The 22815-nt window shown below is 64.4% G+C and carries 24 protein-coding genes and 1 pseudogene; 6 read left to right on the plus strand and 19 right to left on the minus strand.

The window, feature by feature from the left end:
- The 5 genes from fliR to flgB all read right to left on the minus strand — a co-directional run bounded on the left by fliR (position 1) and on the right by flgB (position 2357).
- Complete coding sequence (fliR, locus tag ABIB06_RS16785; protein ID WP_247351941.1) at positions 1–771, minus strand: flagellar biosynthetic protein FliR; 771 nt, start codon at positions 769–771, stop codon at positions 1–3.
- A 17-nt stretch (positions 772–788) separates the two neighbouring features.
- Complete coding sequence (gene fliQ / locus ABIB06_RS16790) at positions 789–1052, minus strand: flagellar biosynthesis protein FliQ (protein WP_129268713.1); 264 nt, start codon at positions 1050–1052, stop codon at positions 789–791.
- Positions 1053–1186: 134 nt separating this feature from the next.
- Positions 1187–1495, minus strand: coding sequence for a flagellar hook-basal body complex protein FliE (gene fliE, locus ABIB06_RS16795; protein WP_007612285.1), 309 nt, complete (start codon positions 1493–1495; stop codon positions 1187–1189).
- A gap of 16 nt (positions 1496–1511) precedes the next feature.
- Positions 1512–1937, minus strand: coding sequence for a flagellar basal body rod protein FlgC (gene flgC / locus ABIB06_RS16800; protein ID WP_027567607.1), 426 nt, complete (start codon positions 1935–1937; stop codon positions 1512–1514).
- A gap of 15 nt (positions 1938–1952) precedes the next feature.
- Positions 1953–2357, minus strand: coding sequence for a flagellar basal body rod protein FlgB (flgB, locus tag ABIB06_RS16805; RefSeq protein ID WP_247351945.1), 405 nt, complete (start codon positions 2355–2357; stop codon positions 1953–1955).
- Between the two features lie 347 nt (positions 2358–2704).
- On the opposite strand from flgB, the gene ABIB06_RS16810 reads away from it, so the two are divergent.
- Positions 2705–3661 (plus strand): flagellar biosynthetic protein FliO, encoded by a 957-nt coding sequence (locus tag ABIB06_RS16810; RefSeq protein WP_354046189.1) that lies wholly within the window; start codon positions 2705–2707, stop codon positions 3659–3661.
- Positions 3658–4416, plus strand: coding sequence for a flagellar type III secretion system pore protein FliP (fliP, locus tag ABIB06_RS16815; protein ID WP_354046187.1), 759 nt, complete (start codon positions 3658–3660; stop codon positions 4414–4416). Before ABIB06_RS16810 ends, fliP begins: the two co-directional genes overlap by 4 nt.
- A gap of 77 nt (positions 4417–4493) precedes the next feature.
- Here the strand turns inward: fliP and ABIB06_RS16820 are convergent, their stop codons facing one another.
- From ABIB06_RS16820 to fliL, 6 genes are all read right to left on the minus strand, one after another.
- Positions 4494–8252 carry a tetratricopeptide repeat protein gene (locus ABIB06_RS16820; RefSeq protein WP_354046185.1) on the minus strand — a complete coding sequence of 1253 codons (3759 nt, stop codon included), beginning with the start codon at positions 8250–8252 and terminating at the stop codon, positions 4494–4496.
- Positions 8253–8515: 263 nt separating this feature from the next.
- Positions 8516–8713 carry a hypothetical protein gene (locus tag ABIB06_RS16825; protein ID WP_247444414.1) on the minus strand — a complete coding sequence of 66 codons (198 nt, stop codon included), beginning with the start codon at positions 8711–8713 and terminating at the stop codon, positions 8516–8518.
- Positions 8714–9371: 658 nt separating this feature from the next.
- Positions 9372–10121, minus strand: coding sequence for a MotE family protein (locus tag ABIB06_RS16830; RefSeq protein ID WP_354068875.1), 750 nt, complete (start codon positions 10119–10121; stop codon positions 9372–9374).
- Between the two features lie 9 nt (positions 10122–10130).
- Positions 10131–10577: a DUF6468 domain-containing protein gene (locus tag ABIB06_RS16835; protein ID WP_247351954.1), complete on the minus strand. Its 447-nt coding sequence runs from the start codon at positions 10575–10577 to the stop codon at positions 10131–10133.
- Positions 10574–11776: a flagellar motor switch protein FliM gene (fliM, locus tag ABIB06_RS16840; RefSeq protein WP_247351956.1), complete on the minus strand. Its 1203-nt coding sequence runs from the start codon at positions 11774–11776 to the stop codon at positions 10574–10576. Before fliM ends, ABIB06_RS16835 begins: the two co-directional genes overlap by 4 nt.
- A gap of 19 nt (positions 11777–11795) precedes the next feature.
- Complete coding sequence (fliL, locus tag ABIB06_RS16845; RefSeq protein ID WP_247351957.1) at positions 11796–12287, minus strand: flagellar basal body-associated protein FliL; 492 nt, start codon at positions 12285–12287, stop codon at positions 11796–11798.
- Positions 12288–12668: 381 nt separating this feature from the next.
- On the opposite strand from fliL, the gene flgF reads away from it, so the two are divergent.
- The 4 genes from flgF to flgH are packed head-to-tail and all read left to right on the plus strand — an operon-like array spanning position 12669 to position 16156.
- A complete protein-coding gene (gene flgF / locus ABIB06_RS16850) occupies positions 12669–13430 on the plus strand; it encodes a flagellar basal-body rod protein FlgF (RefSeq protein WP_354046182.1) in 762 nt (253 codons plus the stop codon).
- A 16-nt stretch (positions 13431–13446) separates the two neighbouring features.
- On the plus strand, positions 13447–14235 hold the full coding sequence (gene flgG / locus ABIB06_RS16855; RefSeq protein WP_211397591.1) for a flagellar basal-body rod protein FlgG: 789 nt from the start codon (positions 13447–13449) through the stop codon (positions 14233–14235).
- 10 nt (positions 14236–14245) lie between these two features.
- A complete protein-coding gene (flgA, locus tag ABIB06_RS16860) occupies positions 14246–15388 on the plus strand; it encodes a flagellar basal body P-ring formation chaperone FlgA (protein ID WP_354046180.1) in 1143 nt (380 codons plus the stop codon).
- A gap of 3 nt (positions 15389–15391) precedes the next feature.
- Entirely contained in the window at positions 15392–16156 is a 765-nt protein-coding gene (gene flgH, locus ABIB06_RS16865; protein ID WP_247351962.1) for a flagellar basal body L-ring protein FlgH, read from the plus strand.
- A 275-nt stretch (positions 16157–16431) separates the two neighbouring features.
- On the opposite strand, the gene ABIB06_RS16870 is transcribed toward flgH, so the two are convergent.
- The 8 genes and pseudogenes from ABIB06_RS16870 to ABIB06_RS16905 all read right to left on the minus strand — a co-directional run bounded on the left by ABIB06_RS16870 (position 16432) and on the right by ABIB06_RS16905 (position 22803).
- Positions 16432–16758, minus strand: a complete 327-nt coding sequence (locus tag ABIB06_RS16870) for a helix-turn-helix domain-containing transcriptional regulator (RefSeq protein WP_247351964.1) — start codon at positions 16756–16758, stop codon at positions 16432–16434.
- Positions 16759–16762: 4 nt separating this feature from the next.
- Entirely contained in the window at positions 16763–17086 is a 324-nt protein-coding gene (locus ABIB06_RS16875) for a type II toxin-antitoxin system RelE/ParE family toxin (protein ID WP_456664581.1), read from the minus strand.
- Between the two features lie 809 nt (positions 17087–17895).
- Positions 17896–18675 (minus strand): 2-keto-4-pentenoate hydratase, encoded by a 780-nt coding sequence (locus tag ABIB06_RS16880; protein WP_247446407.1) that lies wholly within the window; start codon positions 18673–18675, stop codon positions 17896–17898.
- A gap of 723 nt (positions 18676–19398) precedes the next feature.
- Positions 19399–20131, minus strand: a pseudogene (locus ABIB06_RS16885) (class I SAM-dependent methyltransferase).
- 17 nt (positions 20132–20148) lie between these two features.
- On the minus strand, positions 20149–20607 hold the full coding sequence (locus tag ABIB06_RS16890; RefSeq protein WP_247456121.1) for a nuclear transport factor 2 family protein: 459 nt from the start codon (positions 20605–20607) through the stop codon (positions 20149–20151).
- A 143-nt stretch (positions 20608–20750) separates the two neighbouring features.
- A complete protein-coding gene (locus ABIB06_RS16895; RefSeq protein WP_354046175.1) occupies positions 20751–21224 on the minus strand; it encodes a methyltransferase family protein in 474 nt (157 codons plus the stop codon).
- Positions 21225–21245: 21 nt separating this feature from the next.
- Positions 21246–22139 (minus strand): NAD(P)/FAD-dependent oxidoreductase, encoded by an 894-nt coding sequence (locus ABIB06_RS16900; protein ID WP_354046173.1) that lies wholly within the window; start codon positions 22137–22139, stop codon positions 21246–21248.
- A gap of 49 nt (positions 22140–22188) precedes the next feature.
- Positions 22189–22803 (minus strand): TetR/AcrR family transcriptional regulator, encoded by a 615-nt coding sequence (locus ABIB06_RS16905; protein WP_354046171.1) that lies wholly within the window; start codon positions 22801–22803, stop codon positions 22189–22191.
- Between the last annotated feature and the right edge of the window lie 12 nt (positions 22804–22815).

Genomic DNA, 22815 nt, shown 5'->3' on the forward strand with positions numbered 1-22815 from the left:
TCACTTGAGTGGCATCATCTGGTGCATGACACCGATGAAATAGTCGAGATAGGTGCCCATCATCGCCGTGAGCACCACGGCGAGCACCAGGAAACCGGCGAAGATCGACAGCGGCACGCCGACGAAATAGACCTGCATCTGCGGCATCAGTCGCGCCAGCACGCCAAGCCCGATGTTGAAGACGAGGCCGAACACCAGGAACGGGCCGGAAAGCTGCAAACCCAAGCGGAATGCGGCGGCGAAGGCGCGCGTCGCCAGCGCGGCGACATCGCCGCTCGACACGGTCTCGCCCGGCGCGAAGATCGCGTAGCTGTCGTTCAGCGCCGCGATCACCAGATGATGGCTGTCGGTGGCGAACAGCAGCGTCACCCCCAGTATTGTCAGGAAGTTGCCGACCAGCACGCCCTGTTGTCCCTGCGTCGGATCGACCGAGGTGACGAAACCGAGCCCCATCTGCTGCGCGATCACGGCACCGGCAACCTGGAGCGCCGACAACGTCACCCGCGCGGTCGCCCCCAGCACGATGCCGATCACGATCTCATGCAGCATCAGGACGAGCAGCGCCGCGATCGATTCCATGTCGACGTGGTAGGCGCTCCGATGCAGCGGCAGGATGATCAGCGTGAGCAGCAGCGCGATCGACAGCTTGATCCGCGTCGGGATATTGGTCTCGCCCAGGCCCGGCAACAGCATCACCATCGCGCCGACCCGGGCGAAGGCGAGCATGAAGGAGGCGGCAAGCGCCGGCAGCAGCGAGACGTCGATGCGCATGACCGGCGCATTGTGCCTCAGCCGCCGATGATTCGCGACGATATCCGCAGCATGTGGGAATGCAGTGCGTCGGCCATGAACGGCAGCGCCAGCAGCATTGTGGCAAAGATCGCCAAAATCTTCGGCACGTAGATCAGCGTCTGCTCCTGGATCTGCGTCAGCGCCTGGAACAGCGACACGACGACGCCGACCACGAGCCCCACGATCATCAGGGGCGACGACACGATCACGATGGTCCAGATCGCATCACGCGCGACGTCGAGGGTTTCCGGTCCGGTCATTGCCAACTTCCTTTGTTCAAGTCTCATCCCCGCGCCTCGCGGTGATCGAACGCCCCCTCCCCGTCCTTGCGAGCGCAGCGAAGCAATCCAGGCTGCCGCCCTGGAAAGATTCGCAATGACGACGGAGGTCGAAATCAGATCGGCATCTTCATGATGTCTTCATAGGCCGCGATCACACGGTCGCGGACGGAGACCAGCGTGGACACCGCGACGTCGGTGTCCGCGACCGCCGTCACCACGTCCATCACGTTGGCCTTGCCAGCGGCCATCGCCACCGTCTGCGCATCGGATTTGCGGCCGGACTCTAGGACGCTGCCGACGGTGTCTTTCAGAAGCGAGGCGAAGGACTGCCCGCTCGGCTCGCTGCCCTTGCCGGCACCGCTGTTCTCCAGCACGCGGGCGAGGTTTGCGTAGGCGTTGGCGGCAATTGTCGGTGTTGCCATGGCTCAAATGTCCTGTTCAGCTCTTGAGGATGTCGAGGGTGCGCTGGATCATCCGGCGCGTCGCACTGATGATGTTGAGATTGGCCTCGTAGGACCGCTGCGCGTCGCGCATGTCGGTCATCTCGACCACCGAGTTCACGTTGGGATATTTGACGTTGCCGGTCGCATCCGCCGCCGGATTGTTCGGCTCGTATTTGGTGCGGAAGTTCGACTGGTCGGGCTTGATCCGGCCGAGGGTGACGACCTGCGCGTCGAGCGTGCGGTCGAGCGCGGAGGAGAAAGTCGGCACCTTGCGCCGGTAGGGATCGCCGCCGGCACTCTGCGACGTCGAATCCGCGTTCGCGATGTTCTCCGAGATCACCCGCATGCGCCCGGCCTGCGCCCGCAGACCGGAGGTCGCGATCGCCATCGAGCGGGCAAAGTCGCTGCTGTCATTCGCCATGATCTACCTCCAGCCCTAGCCTTTGCCGATCGCGGTCTTGAGCAGATGCAAGCTCTTCGAATAGAGCGAGGTCGCCGCCGCATAATCCATCTGGTTGCTGGCGGCCTTCATCATCTCCTCTTCGAGATTGACGGCGTTGCCCGCGGGGCGGGTCTCAAAACCCGCATTCTTGTTCTGGTCGAATCCGGAGGCCCCGCCTGATGGCGCGATGTGGGAACCGCTGGTGCGGGTGAGCGCCAGGGGGCCCATCGAGCCCGTGACGGCGCCGGCCTTGTCCAGTTTCGGCTCGACCAGGTCGCGTGGCCGGAATTTGGGCGTGTCGGAATTGGAGACGTTCTCGGACAGGACGCGCTGGCGCTCCTGGTGCCATTGCATCTTGGTGCGAAGCGCCGACAGCACCGGGAGATCGTTGATTGACATCGTTGCGGCTCCTTCCGCCTCACGGACCAGGTCCGAAGCTAGGCAGAATTTGCCGCGTGTATGGTTAACAGCTGGTTAAGGACGTCACGGGCAGATGTCCGCCGCCGGAACACGAATGCGCGCCCCCGTGATTCTACGCCTTCCAAAACGGCATTAACCCAACCCCTTGGCGGCGCGTGCACAGGGCAAGAAGTCGTTTTGGATCGAGCGATTCATAGGTTATTAAGAGTTGGGGACGGCAAAACTTGCCGTGGGACGTTAAGAAATCGCAGTTTGGGGCATCGTATGCCGGTGGTTGGCGCATCTGACCACGGGCACGAGAGAAGCGCCATTTGTCGGGGACAAGTATGCAAGGCAGCCCTATCACCTTCATCGTCGCGTTCATCGTCGTTCTGGCGTTGATCGGCGTCGCTGCATGGCTGGTTCGCCGATTCGCCACCAGCCGGCTCGGCGCCAACACCCAGCGCGGCCGCATGCCCCGGCTCGCCGTGATCGATGCCGCCGCGGTCGACGGCCGCCGCCGCCTCGTGCTGGTCCGGCGTGACAATGTCGAGCATCTGCTGATGATCGGCGGCCCCACCGACATCGTCGTCGAGCCCAACATCGTGCGCGCAGCGCCCGGCCGTGACCAGCTCCCGCAGCGTCCGAATGCCGCCGAGCCGCCGCGTCTTGCGCCAATGCCTGATACCAGCGGCTGGGCCGACGAAGCACCGCGGCCCGAACTGCTCGATCATCCCGAACCGCAGATGCCCGAGCCGCCGCCGCGGCCCGCGCGCCCGTCCTTCCCCGACGAAGTGCGCCGGCCCGCTCCCGCCATGGCCGAACGCCGCAACGAGCCGCCGCGGGGCGGCTTCATGTCCGAGCCGCTCGCGCCGCGCCCCGAGCGCGAGCTGCGTCCCGAACCTATTCCGCCGCGCGTTGCCCGCAACGAACCCCCTCTGATGCCGCGTCCGCCGCGCCAGAGCGAGCCCGTGAAGCTGCCTCCCGAGCGCGCAGCCGCGCCGCCGCCTCCTCCGCCTGTGCCGCAGGCTCCGCCCGTTCCGCCGCCGGCGCCCGCTCCTGCGGCGCCATCGAGCGCCGAGCAGAATCTCGCCGAGATGGCGCAGCGGCTCGAAGCTGCGCTGCGCCGCCCTGCCGGCGAGACGCTTGCCCCTCCGGTCGCGCCGGAGCCCCCGCGTGCGGCCCGCAGCGAACCGCCGGCACCACCGGCCTCACCCGCAAAGCCGGCCCCGGAAAAGACCAGCTTTGAAAATCTCGAAGACGAAATGGCCTCGCTGCTTGGCCGTCCAAAGCCGTCTTCGTGAGGCTGCCGGCCCTCCCGCGTAGAGTCTTTTTTCTTTCTGTCCTGATCGGCGCGGCATCGCTCGCGATGCCGGCGCATGCGCAGGACATCAGCATCAATCTCGGCGGCAGTCCGGGCGGCGGCGGCGTCACCGAGCGTGCGATTCAGCTGATCGCGCTGCTGACGGTGCTGTCGATCGCACCGTCGATCCTGATCATGATGACGTCGTTCACGCGCATCGTGGTCGTGCTGTCGCTGCTGCGCACCGCGATGGGCACGGCGACCGCTCCGCCGAACTCGGTGATCATCGCGCTGGCGATCTTCCTTACCTTCTTCGTGATGGGACCGGTGTTGCAGAAATCCTACGACGAGGGCATCCGCCCGCTCGTCGCCAATCAGCTCAGCGTCGAGGACGCGCTTCAGCGCGCCTCCGTCCCCCTGCGCGGCTTCATGCAGAAGAACGTACGCGAGAAGGACCTCAAGCTGTTCCTGGATCTCTCCGGCGAGCCGCCACCCGCCACCCCCGACGAACTCGGCTTACGCATCCTGGTCCCCGCCTTCATGATCTCCGAGCTGAAGCGTGCCTTCGAGATCGGCTTCCTGCTGTTCCTTCCCTTCCTGATCATCGACCTCGTCGTCGCCTCCGTGCTGATGTCGATGGGCATGATGATGCTGCCGCCGGCAACCATCTCGCTGCCGTTCAAGCTGATCTTCTTCGTGCTGGTCGACGGCTGGTCGCTGGTGGCGGGGAGTCTGGTGCAGAGCTACGGGGGGTAATCTCCACCGCCGTCATGCCCCACGAAGGTTGCCGCCTCGCGCGACACCTGTCGAGAGGCGAGAGGTAGCAGGGCTTGCTACCGCGTCATCTTGATCTGTCGCACGACGGGGATCGTGGGCAGCGAACCGGTGTGGTCGGACTCGTCGTTGGCCTGCGGCGAGGCCGGCGCGCGGGCGGTGGCGTCGGGGAAGCGCTGCTTCATCTCGCGCAGGAAGCCGTCGAGCGTGTCGACGCTGGCAGCCAGCTTGGCGATCTCGGCGAATTCGGCGCTGGAGGCGCCGGACGGCTTGCTCGCGATGTCGAAGGCGAGCCGATCGGCGCTCTCGCTCATCAGCGGCGCGTATTTCTCGCGGAAGCGCGACACGCCGATCGAGTCGTCAGCCAGCGCATAACCGACGGCAGCGCGAATGATGTCGCTTTTCTCCACCGTGTTGAGCGGCTTGAAGTCACGGAAACGCTCGCCGTAATAGAGCTCGATCTGCTCGGCGGATTCACGCCAGCGCCGCGCGGCCCAGAAGATGTCGGAGCGCAAGCGCAGCACTTCGCGTCCCGAGACGTTGGAGACGATGTCGAGCGCGAGATCGTGGCGGCCGACGTCGCTCTGCGCGCGCGCCTCCAGCAGCAGGCGCTGCTGCCTGAGCTCGCCGGAGAGGTCGCTGATGCGGCTCGCGCGCAGCGCCGTAATCGCCATGTCGGGTCTGCGGTTGGCGAGATAGATCATGGAGAGGCGCGCGGCAACTTGTGCACGCGCCGCGCCTTCGAGGCGGTGGTCGACCTGGTATTGCAGGAGCTCGGCCGCCTGGTCGAGCAGATCGATCGAGGCGAGACGGTCGGCGAGGCGTCGGATCAGTTCGTCGCCGCGGCGGCCGATCGGCGTCAGCTCGCGGAACTCGTAGAACATCCCGAGCGCTTCGACCGGCGGCAGCTCGTCGCCCTTGGGCCCCAGGAAGATCTGCGTGAACAGGTCGGAGGCGAGGTCCTGCGCCTGCCGCGAGGCCTCCGCGTTCGGCTGCAGCTTCGTCGCGGTACGCGCCGCGGTGAGCGCGTCCCGGTAGCGCCCGTTCTCCGAATAGATCTGCGACAGCATCTGAAGCGTCTTGACCTCGATGGAGTCGCCGCGCCAGGTCATCGAGAGCGTCTCGAGCTCGCGCAGCGCGTCCTCCTTGCTGATCTCGTCGCGCTTCTGTCGCAGCGCGACCTCGAGCTGCTTGGCCTCGGCCGCGGCCGGCCGGTCGGTCGAGCCGACTGCGAACTTGTAGTCGTCGAGCGCGTCCTTGTCGTGGCCGAGCGCCTCGGCGAGCCGGCCGCGCAGCACGGCGAAGCCGGGAGCGGCCTCGGGTGGGACGCCGACCACCTCGAGCTCGCTGCGGCGCTTGGAGGCGCCGGCATAGTCCTTCACCTCGAGCGAAGCGCGCATCGCCTCCATCGTCACGATGCGCTGGATGTCGAGCGGCAGCGAGGCGATGGCGAATTCGACGTTCTTGAATTTCTCGCGCGCATCGGCCCATTTGCCCTGACGCGCATAGGCGAGCGCCTTCCAGAGCTGGGAATCGTGGCTGTTGCCGATGACGGGGTTGGCGAGATCCTTGAGGCCCTGCGCCGGCCTGCCGATCAGGATGCTTGCGACCGCATGCATGATCAGCGCACCGCTCTCCTCCTTGTTGAGAGGATCAGCCAGCATCAATTCGGTGACGGCCTTGGCCTCGTGATACATCGCGCGCGACATGTAGAATTGCGCGAGGTCGAGCCGCGGCAGCGAACGCAGCGCCGGTTCGACGATGGAGATCGCCGTGATCAGGTCGTTCTGGCGCGCTATGAAGTTTTCCGACTGGCCCTTGCGCCAGCCTTCGGGGTTGAAGATGGGCCGCACTGCGGTCGGGGCGCGCTCGGCCGAGATGTCGACCGGCGACAGCGTCAGCCCGCCCTTCTTGCCGAGGATGACCTTGTCCGCCCCGACCTCGACGGCGACCTCGTCGGAATTCGGCCGGATCGCGATGCCGTGCGCGGATTCCAGCAACGCGAGATCGACCAGGTCCTGCCGCTTGATGAAGCCGCGCACCGGACGTTGCGCGGTGACGACATAGAGCGTGTCGCCGGCGTCGGGATCGGTAAGCTTGTGCAGAAGGCCTGGATTGGCGAAGGGGATCGCGATGTTGGCAAGCGCGGGGTCGGTGATGTTGCGCGACATCATCAGCGGCAGCGGCGTCGCCTGGATCTTGTCGGCGAGGGTCAGGAGCCAGTTGGTCTCCTTGCCGACCTCCTCGCTCGTCAGCGAATAGACCAGCGGCCGGGTGAGACGGATACGCACCGCCTGTCCCTTGTCGAGCGGGATGCGGCCGACGTCGCCGATCATCGCACCGCCCTTGGTGCGGATCGCTTCGACGTCGATCGGCTTCGGCGTATCGAACACCAGCCAGACAGTGTCGCCACGTCGGAACGCCGCCGCAGGCGTTGCGACCTGAAGCGGGAAAGTCACGCGCAGGCCGTCGCTGTCGCGGCGGGCATCGACGCTGGCAACAGTGGGCTGCGGCGCGGCAGGCGCCTCTGCCGGCGCAGCCTTGACGGCTTCCTTGACCGGATCCTTCGCAGTCTCCTTGGCGGCTTCCTTCACGACCTCTTTGGGCGCTTCGGCCATGACGGGCTTGGCAGGCGCGACCGCGGTTTCTGCAGCCGGCACCACAGTCTTTGAAGCTTCCTTCGACACGTCCTTGGGCGCCTCCACAGCGTGCTCCGCTTCGGCCGCGGGAGCCGGCGCCGATTTCGGCGCTTCAACGGGCGGCATGGCGGCCGGCGCTTCCGGCTTCACCTCGGGCTTGACATCGATCTTGGCTTCGTGCGCGATCGCCTCGGAGGTCGGCGGTGCAATCTCGCGATGGGCGTCCTTCGGCTTCTCGGCCGCCGGCTTTTCAGGCGCAGGCGCAGGTCCGTGGGCGGCGGGCTTGGCCTGCGCGATCGCGGCCTCGGCTGTCGCGGCGATCTTGCCCTTGTCCGGCTGGAAGGAAATGTCGACGACGTAGTTCTTGTCGTCGCGGAATGAATGCACGTCGGAATCGCCGATCAGCGCGATCTCGACACTGGTCTGGTCGATGTCGCCCTTCTGCTTGATCGAGGCGACGTTCGGCGGCGCTGCGACGACCGCGTCCGCCAGATCGAAATTGAGGTTGGCGTTGAAGGCGAGCGTCAGCTTCTGCTCGTTGAGCACGGAGGACACGCCCACGCCGTCGGGCATCTCGAACACGAAGCGGACGAAGGTCGGCTGCACCGAGGCGCGCACGCGGATCTGCGGACGCTTCTTGCTCTCGGCCGCGGCGCGCTGGGCGCGCAGGGCCCGTTCGGCGACGCGCGCGCGCTCGGCGAGTTCCTTGACCACGTCCATGGGCAGGCTCGGCGGCGGTCCCTTCCAACCCTCCGGCAAGAGGTCGATGAAGGTGCGTTCGCCGGCATTCATGGTGTTGACGGTGACGCGCCGCGCCAGCGACAGGCGGATGGCGCCGCCGTCGGGATCGCGGCGGGCGGAGTTGACGTAGTCGGGCGCGCCTTCCGGGACGCGATCGACGGGAACATCGACCGTCCGGTCGAAGCGGATAACGAGAATGGAACCGGCCGTCGTCACCTCGGAGGAGACGTCCTCGCCGAGCTTGATCACGAGACGGGCAAAGCCGCCCGCGGCCGAGAAAGTCGCCTCGCCCCTGACGACATCGGCCGCCCGGGACGGTGCGTTGAAGCCGATCAGGAGGCTTGCTGCCAGTAGCGGCGCCACCCGGACGTGACGCGACAGCCCCCGCGCCAAAGCGCGGGCTCGCGACACAAATCCAGCGGCAGCCTCTCGCGCCATTGGCAGTATTTCTTCCGATTCGACGGTCCATGCCGGCACTGGCGCCGGCCCGTGCCGTCGACTGTAGGTTTTGCCAATTAAGGACTTGTTAATGCTGTAATGACGACTGATCCGGCGCAGCGTGTCGCGACGCCCTGGATGCGGGCTGAAGCGTTCGCCCTTGCGAATTTGGAGAGCAAGTGGTTTGGGAGGTGTTAACATCCGGCCGACGCCCGCACCTCGAGGCCCGCGATTGGCGTCGACCGGCGACGCCAATCACGCCTTCAGTGTTGCTTTCCCGCGCAATCCGGCGCCGAGGAGTGCTCCCGCTCGAGACAAGCGTCATCAGAGTCGTCTTCTTCCTCTTGCGGCGGCCATGCATGCTGATGGTCTAGCGCGGACGTCCATGCGAACGTCATCGCGGCGATGAGCAGCCGATTGACGGCTTCGATTGCGCGTTCTGCTACGGACGAGTAATTCATAGCTTCCTCCCGCGCTGCTGATTGCGAATGGCGGAAGCCTAGGACGAACGCTTCAGCGCCACTGTACTCCACTTCACATTTGTACGCGTCAACTCATCGCAGCCTCAGAAGATGCCGCTTGCTTCGGCTGCATCCGCAACGCGAGTCGCATCGCTCCGTGCGGCAAGGAAGTCAACCCGCGGCGATCACCCCACTCCCAGGCGTGTTTGATTTGGGTGTTTGGTTGCCGATTATGCGCGCACAACCCCAAAGGTGTTGCGGTCCATCAACGACTCTGAATCAATGTGATCACGGCGATGCGAATTCGATTGGTCGACTTTTGGGGGGCAATCAATGAGCGGAGAAGCCAACTGCATTGTATGCAGCCGGACAAGAACGGTCGTAGCCGTCTTTCCAATCGCGCGGGGCTATGCCCTCAAGGTATACGAGTGCTCCTGCTGCCACAGCACCTTGCATCTCGTGACTCGAATGACAAAGGCTGCGCTGATCAAGCAGCACTGCGAGACCCTCCTTCCCGTCGAGAAACCGTTGAGCTCGGCCGGTCGCAGGGTTCAACAGCGGCACGCAAGCTAGACACGCAAGGCGTCTAGCCGCGTGCTGGCCGAACGGCCGCGCGAGGACGCGCAGGTTGCAGCGGTGTGCCGCGCCTCTCGAGCCCTCAATTCGGCTTTTGCGTCGGCTTGCCGTCGATCTTGGGCAGATCGCCGGCCGAGGCGGACTGATCGCCGCCGCCATTGGCCCGGCGGGCCATCTTGACCGTCAGCCGCTCGGCGGCCTCTGGCGACATCAGTCCCATGATGTCCGACATCTTTCTCGGCGCGATCTGCGAGGCGATCTCGATCAGCACGCCCATCTCCAGGCGGTCGAACACGCGCGCGGCGTCCTTGGGCTTCATGCCCTCATACATGGTCACGAGGCCCTTCATGCGCTGGGCTTCGGCGGCCTTCTGCTCGGCCTGGGTCGCTGAGATGCGGGTTTCCACCGCCTTCATCTCCTCGACCTTGTTTTCGATGCGCTTCTCGGCGGATTTTAACAGGCTCTCGCGGATGTCGATCTCGCGCTGGCGGGCCTCGATCTCCTGGCGGCGCGACTGCAAGCGTTCCAGGATTGCGCGCTCCGAGGCCGATATCTGCGGCTGGGCTTCCTCCACCTTGACCACGGTGCCTTCGGGCTTGGTCTCGGGCGCGGCCGGCTTCGGCGCGCCGTGGGTCGAGCCCGTAATGTCGGGGTCCTCGCGGCTGCTCGGAAAGTTCAGATTCTCCTGCGCCCAGGATTTTTTGACCTGGTTCGGCTTGTAGTCGAAGACATAGCCGCCATTGAGCACGAGGCCCGCCACCTTCAGCGTGGCGAGGCCAGCGACGGCAACCAGCACGATCGGGATGACGCGGATGTTGCGAAAGGACTTCATACCCTGACTTTATGCGGCAAGACCGTTGGACCGTCGGCGCTCGGAGAAGGCTTCGGCCGCAGCCGCCACCGCCTTCGCCGACGAGGGCTTGGCTGCGGGCGCGGCGACCATATCCGGGTTCGTCATGGGACGCGCGGCGATCGCGATCTTGGACAGGCGCCGTACCACGTTGTCGGCTTCACCGAGCTGCTTGTAGAGCTGTTCGGACATCTGCGTCGCCGCCACAAGCTGGCTGCCGAGGTTCTCGTTGACGTCGCGCACGGCGAGCTTCAGCCCGCCGATCGCGCGCTCGGCGATCTCGGTTGCGGTGATCAGCTCGCCGATGACCGCCTTCAGCGAATGCTCGTCCGCCTTCAGCCGCGTCAGCCGCTTGTTGAGCATCACGCAGTAGAAGATGGTCAGCATCAGCAGGATAGCCACCAGCGTCTCGATCGCCATTCCCAGGGAGTGGTTCATGGGGCCTCCATCATCTTGTTCTGCTCGTCGACCTTTTCGAACATCGCAAGTGTCGTACTTGGCTTGCGCAGGGGTTTCGTCACCCGAATCGCGACGCGATCGCCGACCCGGCCCATGCGTCCTTCGGTGATCGTGACGTCGCCGCAGCGAACAGTGACATTGGCATCCGCGCGCATGTCCAGCGGCAGCGTGTCGCCGACCTTCAGCCGCATCAGCTGCTTGAGCGGAATGTCGGCTTCGTAGAGCACGGCGTCGACGGAGATCTCGGCCTGGACGATCTCGGTTGCGAAATGGCCTTCCCAAACCTGGTCGCGGCCGAACTTTTCGCCCATGAACATCTGGAGCAGGACGCCCCGGATCGGCTCGATGGTCGCGTAAGGCAGCAAGAGCTCGATGTTGCCGCCGCGATCTTCCATGTCGATGCGCAGGCGCACCAGGATCGCGGCGTTGGCAGGCCGGCTGATCGCGGCGAAACGCGGATTGGTCTCGAGCCGGTCGATCGTGAAGGTCACCGGCGACAGCGGCCGGAACGCCTGTTCGGCATCGGCCATGACCACCTCGACCAGCCGCTTGACCAACTCTGTCTCGATCGTGGTGTAGGGCCGGCCCTCGATGCGGAGCTGGCTCGAGCCGCGGCGGCCGCCGAGCAGCACGTCGATCATCGAGTAGATCAGGCTGGAATCGACCACCGCCATGCCGAAATTGTCCCACTCCTCGGCCTTGAAGACGGTGAGGACGGCGGGCAGCGGGATCGAGTTCATGTAGTCGCCGAAGCGCACCGAGGTGATGCGGTCGAGCGAGACTTCGACGTTGTCGGAGGTGAAATTGCGCAAGGATGTCGTCAGCAACCGCACCAGGCGGTCGAAGACGATTTCGAGCATCGGCAGACGCTCGTAGGAGACCATCGCCGAATCGATGATGGCGCGAATGCCGGAATGGTCGTCGAGTGTGACGTCGCCGGCTGTGAAGCCGAGGAGGTTGTCGATCTCCTCCTGCGATAGCACCCGCTCGCCGGAATTCTTGCCGGCGCCGAGATCGCGGCTGCCGTCCTCGACCATGGCCGCCCATTGCAGGGCCATGGTCTCGGATAGTTCGTTTTCGGCAGCAGCCTTCGCGGCCTCGGCGGGATCCTCGGAATCGAGCGAGGCCTCCCATTGGGCGGCAATTGCATCCTGGTCCGGTTGGTCGGTGCCTGCCATGATCCCTAGACCGTCATGCTCACTGGATCACGACTTCCTTGAACAGCACCGCGCTGACCTGGACCGGGGCTACCGCCGCGTTGACGCGCTTGGTCAGCTCTTCCTTGAGACGGAAGACGCCGGCGGAGCCATTGAGGTCGGAGGAGCGCAGCTCGCGCACATAGGTCTGGAAGATGTCGGTGATGCGCGGCATCGTCGGCTTGATCGCCTCGATCTGCTTCTCTTCCTTCAGCTCCAGCACGATCTTGAGCTTCAGATATTGCACGCGCTCGCCCGGCGCACCGGCGAGGTTGACCATGATGTCGGGAACGTCGACGAAAGCCGGCGGCTTCGGCGGGGGCGCCGCCTCGGCGTGATGCTCGTCGTCGCCGTGACGGAAAAAGAAGAACCAGGTCGCGGCACCGCCGCCGAGGACCGCGAGCAGGCCCACGGCCATGACGATGATCTTGAGCTTGTTCTTCGGTGGAGCGGCTTCCGCGCCTGAGCCGCCTTCCGCTTCATTCTCTGCCATGGTCGCCGCGCTCGTTCATTTCTCAAAGGGATCGAAAGAGCGAAGCTCCTGGCAGACAGTGACGCGACACAAATGCCCCAGCGCAGTGCGCTCCTCTTATGTGCAAACGCTACGGTAATAATGGTTAACGGAACCTTTCGATTGGGCTCCCACTAGGAAAAATCTGCCGGGCAAACATGGCTAACAGTTCCTTTCTGCCGCCTCCCCACGCCCTCTTAAAATAGATAAACGATTGAATTTACGTAATTTTCCCGGTTGGCACGACTTTCGCTAAGAAAGGGCCGAGACCTAAGGTTTGGGAGAACCCGAGGTCTCGTTCACGGGATCGGCCAAGGCGCTTGGGAGAGCGAGCTGGCGGATCTCACTCAGGGGAGATTTCCGATGCAGAACGCGCTTCTGATCGGCTTGTCACGGCAGATGACGTTGGAACGGCAGATGGATGTCGTCGCCAACAACGTCGCCAATGCCAATACCAACGGCTTCAAGGCCGACCATTCGTTGTTCGAGGAGTACCTCAACTCGAACGCGCGTGAGGACAATTTCGTCGGCTCCGACCGCCGGGTCTCCTATGTGCAGGACCGCGGCACCTTCCGCGACGTCAGCCAGGGGCCGATGGAGCCGACCAAGAATCCGCTCGACATGGCGATCAGCGGCGACGCCTATTTCGCGGTGCAGACCAATGGCGCCGAGCGCTACACCCGCGACGGCAAATTCTCGCTCAACAGCACCGGCCAGCTCGTCACCTCCGACGGCAACCTCGTGCTCGGCACCGGCGGCCCGATCACCTTCCAGCCGACCGACCACGACATCAACGTCGCCCCCGACGGCACCGTCACCGTGCTTGAGGGCACGGCCAAGAACGACTCGATCCGCGGCAAGATCCGCATGGCCGCGTTCGACGACCCGGCCAAGCTGACCAAGCTCGGCGCCAACCTTTACAGCGCCGGCTCCGCGACCGCGCAGGCCGACACCAAGTCGACCGTGCAGCAGGGCTACGTCGAGAAGTCGAACGTGAACTCGGTCGGTGAGATGAGCCGCATGGTCGAAGTCATGCGCAGCTACACCGCCATCGCCAACCTGCTCCAGCAGCAGAGTGACATGCACAAATCGGCGATCGAGAAACTCGCCGACGTTCCGGCTTGATTGAGGGAGAACTGACATGCAGGCGCTTCACACCGCAGCGACCGGAATGGCGGCACAGGAACTCAACGTTCAGGTGATCTCCAACAACATCGCGAACTTGCGCACCACCGGCTTCAAGAAGCAGACCGCGGCGTTCCAGGACCTGATCTACGAACACGTCCGCCGCGTCGGCGCCCAGTCGTCCGACCAGGGCACCATCCTGCCGGTCGGCGTCGACATCGGCGGCGGCGTCAAGACCGTCGGTACGCCGCGCAGCATGACCCAGGGCACGCTGTCGCAGACCGGCAACGACCTCGACATGGCCATCACGGGCGAAGGTTTCTTCAAGATCCTGATGCCCGACGGCAGCTACCAGTACACCCGCGACGGCACCTTCCAGATGGACAATCAGGGGCGCATCGTCACCGCGCAGGGCAACCCGGTCCAGCCGACGATCACGATCCCGAACAACGCCTCGGGTCTCACCATCAACGTGCAGGGCCAGGTCTCGGTGACGCTGCCGGGTTCGTCGACCTCGGCGGTCCAGGGCCAGATCGGCCTGACCCGATTCATCAACAAGGCGGGCCTCCAGCCGGTCGGCAACAATCAGTTCACTGAGACGCCCTCCTCCGGCCCGCCGCAGGACGGCACGGCGACCGCCGAAGGTTTCGGCAACATCACCCAGAGCAGCCTCGAGCAGGCCAATGTCGACGTCGTCTCGGAAATGAGCGACCTGATCGCCGCCCAGCGCGCCTACGAGATGAACGCCAAGGTGATCAGCGCCGCCGACCAGATGATGCAATCGACCACGGCGCTGTTCCGCTGAGGTGATGACCATGATCCGCACCACCCTCGCCACGATCTCCGCTCTCCTCGTGCTGGCGCTGCCTGCACGGGCCGCCGACGATTTCATCGCAACGCCGACGCTGCGCGCGAGCATCTCCGTGACCTCGGACGTGGTGCGGGTCGGCGATCTCATCGACAATGCCGGATCCGCCGCGCTGATCCCGGTCTACCGCTCGCCCGATCTCGGCACCACCGGCGCGCTGCCGGTCGCCCACGTCCTGAGCGTGCTCCGTGCAAAGCAGGTGATCGGCGTGATGACCGGCGACATCAAGGAGGTCCAGGTTACCCGTCTCGCCCGCACGCTGGTGAACAAGGACCTCGAAACCGCGGTCGCCTCGGCGCTCGAGCGCCGCTTCGGACTTGGCGATGCCGCCAACATCACCGTGACGTTCGACCGCGGTGTCGCCGACATGCGGCTGGATGCCTCTAACACCGGCGCGCTGCAGCCGGTCGCAACCCGCTATGACGCCCGCAGCGGCCGCTTCGACATCGCCTTCGAGATCAACAACGACAACAATCCGGCGCCGACCAAGCTGCGCTTTACCGGCAATGCGATCGAAACGGTGGAAGTGGCCGTGCTAACGCGCGACATCGACCGCGCCGATCTCCTGAAGTCCTCCGACGTCGCCGTGGAACGCCGGCCGAAGGCCGAGGTCACCGGTGAGGCCGCCTCGCGCGATCGGACGCTCGGCATGCAGCTCCGCCGACCGATGCGGGCGGGGATGCCGATCCGCGTCGCCGATATCGTCAAGCCGGAATTCGTGCAGCGCGACCAGAACGTCACGGTCATCTACCAGGTCCCCGGGATCTATCTCACCACGCGCGGCAAGGCGATCGAGAGCGGCGCCGAGGGCGACATCATCAGCGTGCTCAACCTGCAGACCAAGCGCACGCTCACAGGCGTGGTCACGGCCCGCGGCCAGGTGACGGTCCAGGGCGCCAGCCAGGCCGCGCCGATGCCGGCCGCGGTCGAGCAGACCTCATCGCTCAAGCGTGACGAAACGCCCGCCCCCGCCCTCACGGCCGCAGCTCTCGCCCAGAGCCTGATCCAGACCCCGGCGTCCCCGGCCCAGATCGCACAAGCCCAGATCCCGCCAGTTCGCGTCTCGCAAGCTCCAGCCAAGTCAGAGTAAGTCATGTCCAGTTTCAGTTCGGCTTCCCGTCCTCGTCGCATCGCGATTACTGCCCTGCTGCTGGCGACTTGCGCGCTGGCGAGCGGCTGCTCCTCGATCGACCGCCTGTCGCAGATCGGCGAGCAGCCGAAGCTCGCGGCGATCGAAAACCCGACGACGCAGCCCGGCTACAAGCCGGTGCAGATGCCGATGCCGAAGCCGGAAGTCGCCTCCTACAATCCGAACTCGCTGTGGCGCAACGGCAGCCGAGCCTTCTTCAAAGACCAGCGCGCGACCCACGTCGGCGACCTCCTGACCGTCACCGTGAACATCACCGACAAGGCCAACCTCTCCAACGAGACTCAGCGCAGCCGCACCTCCAAGGAAGACTCGGGAATTACCGATTTTATCGGCAGCCAGACGGTCACGCAGCCACTCAAGATCCTGCCGGGTCGGCTTCTCACCACCGACTCGACATCCTCCGCCGATGGCAAGGGCTCGGTCAACCGCCAGGAAGCATTGCAGACCAACGTCGCAGCAGTCGTCACCCAGGTGCTGCCGAATGGCAACCTCGTGGTCGAGGGCAAGCAGGAGATCCGCGTCAACTACGAGATTCGCGAGCTCATCGTCGCCGGCATCGTCCGCCCCGAAGACATCCAGAGCGACAACACCATCGATTCCAGCAAGATCGCGCAGGCCCGCATCGCATACGGCGGCCGCGGCCAGATCATGGACGTGCAGCAACCACGCTACGGCCAACAAGTCATGGACGTGCTGCTGCCCTTCTAGTCTTCTCCCGAGCTCCCACATCGTGTTCGCGGACCTAGGCGCGAACGACGATGTACGACGCGGCCCTCGCTAGCTCCCCTAGCGAGGGCCGCATGTATTTTGGCGACGGCGTCGGCTGCAAGAAGCAAGTCAGAGGCGAGAAATTGTAGCGACACCGCTGCCCCAAACTCCGTCATTGTGGGCGCGGCGAAGCAATTCGGAGCGTCCGCGGAAAGATTCTGGATTGCTTTCGTCGCGAAGGGCTCCTCGCAACGATGGAGGCGAGAGCGTGCACATCACGCCACATCCATGACTGCGCGTATCTCCAGATGCACGCCGGTCTCCTCCTGAAGCGCGCGGATCACCGCCACCAAGTTGCCCATTGTTGGGTTTCCGCCCGGCCCGAACATCCGCATCAGACTCTTCTGCGGACGATCAAGCACCTCGCTCAATCGTTCGAAACCGATAGTGGCATTGATGTAAGTCCGCAGCGCGGTGCGACCGTAATCGGTGTCCCCCTGCAACAGGGTCTGCATCGCCTCCTGAAACAGCGCCTCGCGGAAAGTTGGATCGCGCTCTGCCCGCGCGCGAATGGTCTCTTGAAAACTGTGGGTCAACGGCATCGGGTCATCCCTCATTGCGCTTTCGCACCTTGTAGTCACGCCATCGACGAAGCGCGACGCTGATATCGCTCTGTTGCCTCTGCTTGGTGCCGCCACCCAGGAGGATCACCAGCACGCTGCCGTCCCACCCGAAATAGACCCGGTAGCCGGGGCCGCGGTTGATCTTCAGTTCGGCCGCGCCCTCACCGATCGACTTGACGTTCGAGGTATTTCCATCGGCAAGTCGTCCAATTGCAACGGCGACAGCTGCGGCGGCCTGCGCATCGAGCCGGTCATACCAATCCCGAAACGGGATACGACCGTCGATGCTGTATTCCGCGATCTCGATTCTTGGTACCATATTCGTTACCAATTTTCTATTTCAGAATTTTCGGATTTTAGAAATTTATTGTTGACGCGCTCCGATCGCTTCATTATGTTCCCTCTTTGTTCCTTCCCACAAGAGGGCGTCTCGCGACCGTCACGAAACGAGGGATGGAATGCAGTGGACGCGACGGCGTCGGGCGCGAAGAGCTTTGCAGGGCGGGAATCCTTCGATGGTATTCCGTGAGCAGAACCTCTCGCGTGACGACACGACGCTGACGGCGTCCCGGTTCGGCTTCGATGGTGAGCGCACGCCAGCCGTCGATGATGCGAGCGGGGATGCGCGCGGACGGAGAAGTCGTGTGGTCCTGACGCCCGGGGTCTGTGCGTCAAGTCTTGTAGTGATGTGTGCTGTCCGACCGGGCACGCGCATCAGCCATCTGCATGGCGACGGGGGCAATAGTGCATCGCTCCCCGGGGAGAGCACGAAGGACACCGTTAAAACCATTCGCGCAGGGAAGGCCGGGATGTCCCGGCGTCACCTGTGATCCACCCGTGCGCGTTTGATCCGCACACGGGATTGCGGGTGCCAGCCGGCGCCCGGCCTTCCCTGCACCTTCTTGATCTTCAGGAGGGCGAGACGATTGCAAAACTCGGGCGGAAGATGCCGCGAGGATGTGGTGGTGCGTCCGCAATTGCGATGTAAATTGAAAGAACGAAATCGTGCCCCAACCTCCGTCATTGCGAGCGCAGCGAAAGCAATCCAGACTGCCGCCGCGGAAAGAGTCTGGATTGCCTCGTCGCCACGGGTTCCTCGCAATGACGGCGGAGACGTCACGTAAACTCCGCCTCGACCGTCCCCAGCCCATCCAGCTCCATCCGCACCTTGTCGCCGGCCTTCAGCCACAGCGTCTTCACCAGGCTCCCCGTCAGCACGAGCTGTCCCGCGTGCAAGCCCTTGCCCTCGGCGGCGAGATGGTTGGCGAGCCAGGCGAGTGCGTTGTGGGGATGGCCGAGCACGTCGGCGCCGGTGCCGTGGCTGACCTCCTCACCGTTGACGATGGCGCGGCCCTTGACGGCCTTCAGGTCCGGCACGGACGAGCGCGGCACCCTCTCACCCAGCACGCAGCCGGCGGCGAAGAAATCGTCGGCGATCAAGGTCGGCGCGCCCATCGTCTCCCACTTCACATAGCGGTCGTCTACGATCTCGATCGCGGGATGATAGGCCTCGACGGCCTCGCCGACCCATTCGGCCGTGAACGGCGCCTCGCCGGCGGCAAGATTGCGCTTGAGCCGCACGGCGATTTCGCATTCGACGCCGACCCGGACGTAGTCGGCAGCCGCGAGCTGCACGCCGCTTTCGTGCACGCCCTTCTTGAACACGCCGCCACCGCAAGGGTGCGGAATGCCGATATAATCCTGCATCACCTGGCTGGTGCAGCCGATCTTGTAGCCGACGAGCGGGCCAACATGCGGCAGCAGCAGATCGTGCAGCGCGCGCTGGACCTGATAGCCCTCGGCTTCATCGGCCGGGGGAACTTCGAGCGCCGCGAGCGGCGCATGGTTGCGGCGCGCCAGCGCGATCGCCTTTGCGGCCTTGAGAATATTGTCCATCGGCGCCGCCTCCTACGCTACGCATTGAGGGCGGCACTTCAGCATCCCCGCCGGGGTGTGACAAGCGCGGGGCCGCAGGGCAGCACGTCATTGCCAGCCCGAGCTGGACGAGCTGCGGACGCAGATCGGCCACATCATGGGGAAGCCTCATGGCCTGCTGCCAGCGTTTAAGGAAATATTGAACTGGTCCAGGCTTTATGGGGAAGCGCGCCTTTTAGGGGCGCAACAGGCCTGATTGCAGCGACGCGTGAAGCTGCTGGATCGGTGTCTCAGCGTTCCAGTCGATGTCGTTGACGCGACTCGCAAAACCTCCCGCACCTGAAGTGAAGGCTGTTGCTCATCCGAACTCACGTGAGCTCGGAGGAGTTAAGTCCAGCCCATTGATTGCGATTCACTTTTTGCGATTGCGCTCGCGCGCCGCGGGGTTGCACGCGAAAGGCAAAATGCTGATCACGGCGCGAAACGGCGCTTTGCATCCAATATGCGACCACATTAAGAACGAGTCGTCTAAGCCCTTGAATTTGCTTGATACCCCGCCGAATGAGCGAGTCGTGTTTGACCTTAAGAACGGGGCAATCGGAGGCCTTTGACGATAGGATCGAGTCGCTGCTCGCAAGGCATTGAAATTGAGCGCTTGTGACCCGAGGTGAACAGGGGCCTGAATCCGTGAATCCGCAAACTCATCGAAGAAGGCGCGAGCGGGGCGTCTCCCCTGTTAATCGCTCAGCTCGCCGGATTGCGCGCCGTGACGATCCACGTCGCGCTGTCGATCATCACCGACCGCTCGCCGGGGCGGCCCGCGAAGGCGGCACGAACCGCGGCCGAGGCGCGGGCGCGGATGTCGTCGGGCTGATCAGCAAGCGCGCGCGACAGCGGGCCGACCTCCAACGTCATCTTCACCGCGTCGTCGATCGCCGCGTCCCGCGTCGCGCCCTCGCCAAACGGGACGGAAGCATCGAAGGGCGCGATAGCGATATTGGTGAACCCGGCCGCCGTCAGGATCCGACCCACCCGCCCCCGGTCGCCGAACGAGAATGGACCGGGCGCTTCGGGATCGGGCGGCGCCGTCGGCGGGACGATACCCTTGATCGCGCCCATCGGCAGGCGCATCCAATCGTTTTCGGTCGCACCGCGCCAGCAGACGAATGCGACCCGGCCGCCCGGCCGGAGCGCGCGGCGCATATGCGCGAACGCCCCTGTCGGATCGTCGAAGAACATCACTCCGAAACGCGAGAACAGGATGTCGAACGCGCCCTCGGGCAGCTCGGCGCTGCTGGCGTCGGCTACCCGGAACAGGGCCGGCGTCCAGCACGCGCTCGCCCGTCGCGGGCGCGGCGGCTTCGATCGCGGCCTGGCCGAGCACCGCCAGCCTGGCGTCGAGCCGGGCCTGGTGGGCGACCCAGCGCTCCCCGCTTTGGCCATTCCAGTCGGCGACCTGATAGGCTGATGGCGGCATCACACGAATGATCAGCGTTAGCTCACGATTGGTCCAGCCGCAGCTTCATCCAAACCGGCACGAGCTTGGATAGCGAGGCTTCTTTCTGCAGCCTGCGAGTCGAAGTATTCCTCAATCGAATAAACCTTGCCCCATCGCAACTTGAAGACGTGGACGCCTCTGTTCACATACGAGCTTTGGCCGTCAAGTAGCCTCGCGTTGGCCCGCCACTTGACGAACACTGTGGTATTCCATGGCCAACCCGTCACCTCCACCTGCTCAACATCTATGTGCAGCTTCGGGAAAACACGGCCCATGCGCTCGAACCACTGCTTCACGGATTGCTTTCCATGTCGCTCACCCCCCAACGCATGATCTCCGGCAACCCAGTGATACGCGTTTGGTGTTAGGCCTTTTGCAGCATCATCCCAACGCTGGTTGTTGACATGATCGAAGCTCCTGCGGATCTCTTTTTTGACAATTAGACTGTAGACCATTGATGTCCCCTGTTGTTGGATAGCCGACGGCTCTGCAAGACGGGATGGATACTTTCCAGATACTGAAAGCTGCTCCGGGTAACGACGGCGATCCGTTGGCAAAGCTGGCTGACGGGCGGCCACGCAGACGGCAGCGGCGCAAGTCACAGCCAGCGGCGAACCTCGGCCTTGTAGCGGCGGTAGTCGTCGCCGAACTTCGTTTCGAGATAGCGCTCCTCGCGGGCGATCACCTGCGTCTGGATCGCGATCAGCACCAACGGGAGCAAGGCGAAGGCGATCGGCCCGTCCAAGCCGATCGCCAGGCCGGCATAGATAAGCGCCATGCCGAGATACATGGGATTGCGGGTCCACCGATAAAGGCCGGTCGTTGCGATGAGGGTCGTTGGCTGCGACGGCGGAACGTTGGTGCCCAGCCGCCGGAACAGCCCCGCCGCCGCAAGCATCATCGCCGCACCGGCAACGAACAGCAGCGCGCCCGTCGCGACCAGCAACCGCCAGTCGATGCCAAAAGAGCGCAAGGTGACGAACCGCTCCGCCGCCAGCCCCAACAGCAGCGCTCCCAGATAGACCAAGGGCGGAGGGAAGCGCACACCCGCGCTGTCCGGTTCGACGGCCATGCTCATCTCCAATCTGTGCTCTCAAACCAGCATCGACTGCTGGGCGAAGATACCCGCCATCGCGCCTTGCCATGATGCCGTGGTGACCGAGGGCATGAGGGGGTTGGCGAGGTCTCCGGCGGCGTAGATGCCGGGCATGCTGGTTTGGCGGCGCTCGTCGACCTTGAGCGCGATGCCGCCGGGCGTATCCACCGTGGCGAGACCCAGCGATTCATGCAGGCTTGCGGACGGCTTGTTGCGCGGATGTGCGAACAGGATGTCGACCGCGAAATCGGGGCCGGTATCGAGCTTGACCGTGGCGCTATGGCCCCCGTGATGGGCGATCCCGGTGATCCGGCCCTCGACGACAGGTATGTTGCGGCGCGCCAGATCGGCCCGGATATCGGGCGGAATGTCGTGACCATCGGCGAAGAGCGTCAACCTGTCGGTCCAATCGTGGAACAGCCTGACCTGATTGTGCGACTGCGGGCCGGACCAGACGAGGCCCCAATGCTGGCCGGCGACTTCAAAGCCGTCGCAATAGGGGCAGGGCACGATGGACGTGCCCCAGCCTTCGGCAAAGCCCGGAACATCTGGCATCTGGTCGGCGACGCCATAGCTCAGGATCAGACGACGCGCCCCAAGGCTTTCGCCGTCGGAAGTGAGGACGGAGAAATCGTCGATGGCGCCGGAGACGCTGTCGGCCCGGGCACTGACCAGCTTGATCGTGGGATAACGCGCCAGCTGCTGCCGCGCCTCGGCCAGGATGTCCAGCGGCGGCTTGTGATCGTGGCCGAGCAGGCCATGCGAGTGGCCGGCAAAGCGGTTGCGCGGCAGGCCGGTATCGAGAACGGTGACCTTGCGGCGGGCACGGCCGAGCTGCAGGGCGCCGGCTAGACCGGCAAAGCTGCCGCCGATGATGATGACGTCATCCATGGTGATGGGCTCCGTGTTGTGGATGGAGGGGTTGAACGCAGCAGACCGCTCAGCCCGATTTGCGGAGTGCTTTCAGTATGAAACGAATCTGGTCGCGCAGGCCTGCTTCCGTGTCTTCGCCGTGTACAACGCAGTGCTCGATCAGAATCGGATGGAAGAATGGCATAAACGCGGATCTGACTGCTCGCGCCGCTTCCGCGGGATCTTCGACATCGAATTGGCCCGCTTGGGCGCCCCCGCGTATGATCGCCTCGAAGATCGTCTCCATCCGCTCGATTTGCGCCTTGATGATCGGCCAGTTCTCCTGCGTGGCGACAACGATCAGATCGTGCATGGGCTTCGCCTTGACCAACGTCATCTTGCTGTGATGGTGAACAGTGCTCAGCAGTTCCTCGAGTTTCTCGGTGGCCGGCGCGTCCCTCCGTGCGATCGCAAAGGCGAGGTCGGCAAGCTCGTTCATGAGACGCCCGCAGATGTACTCGTCGATTGCATTCCTGGAGGGAAAGAACCGGTAGATGTTCGCCGGGCTCATGCCGAGCTCGGCGGCGATGTCGGCCACCGACGTCCTGTGGTGACCGACACGCCGAAAGCGCTCTTCCGCCGCTCCCAGGATCCGGGCGCGGGCCTCGTCGGACTCTCTTCCTGTTCGGACCGGACGATCCATTGGAGCGACAGC

Source organism: Bradyrhizobium sp. LB8.2, from assembly GCF_040548035.1.
GTDB lineage: Bacteria > Pseudomonadota > Alphaproteobacteria > Rhizobiales > Xanthobacteraceae > Bradyrhizobium.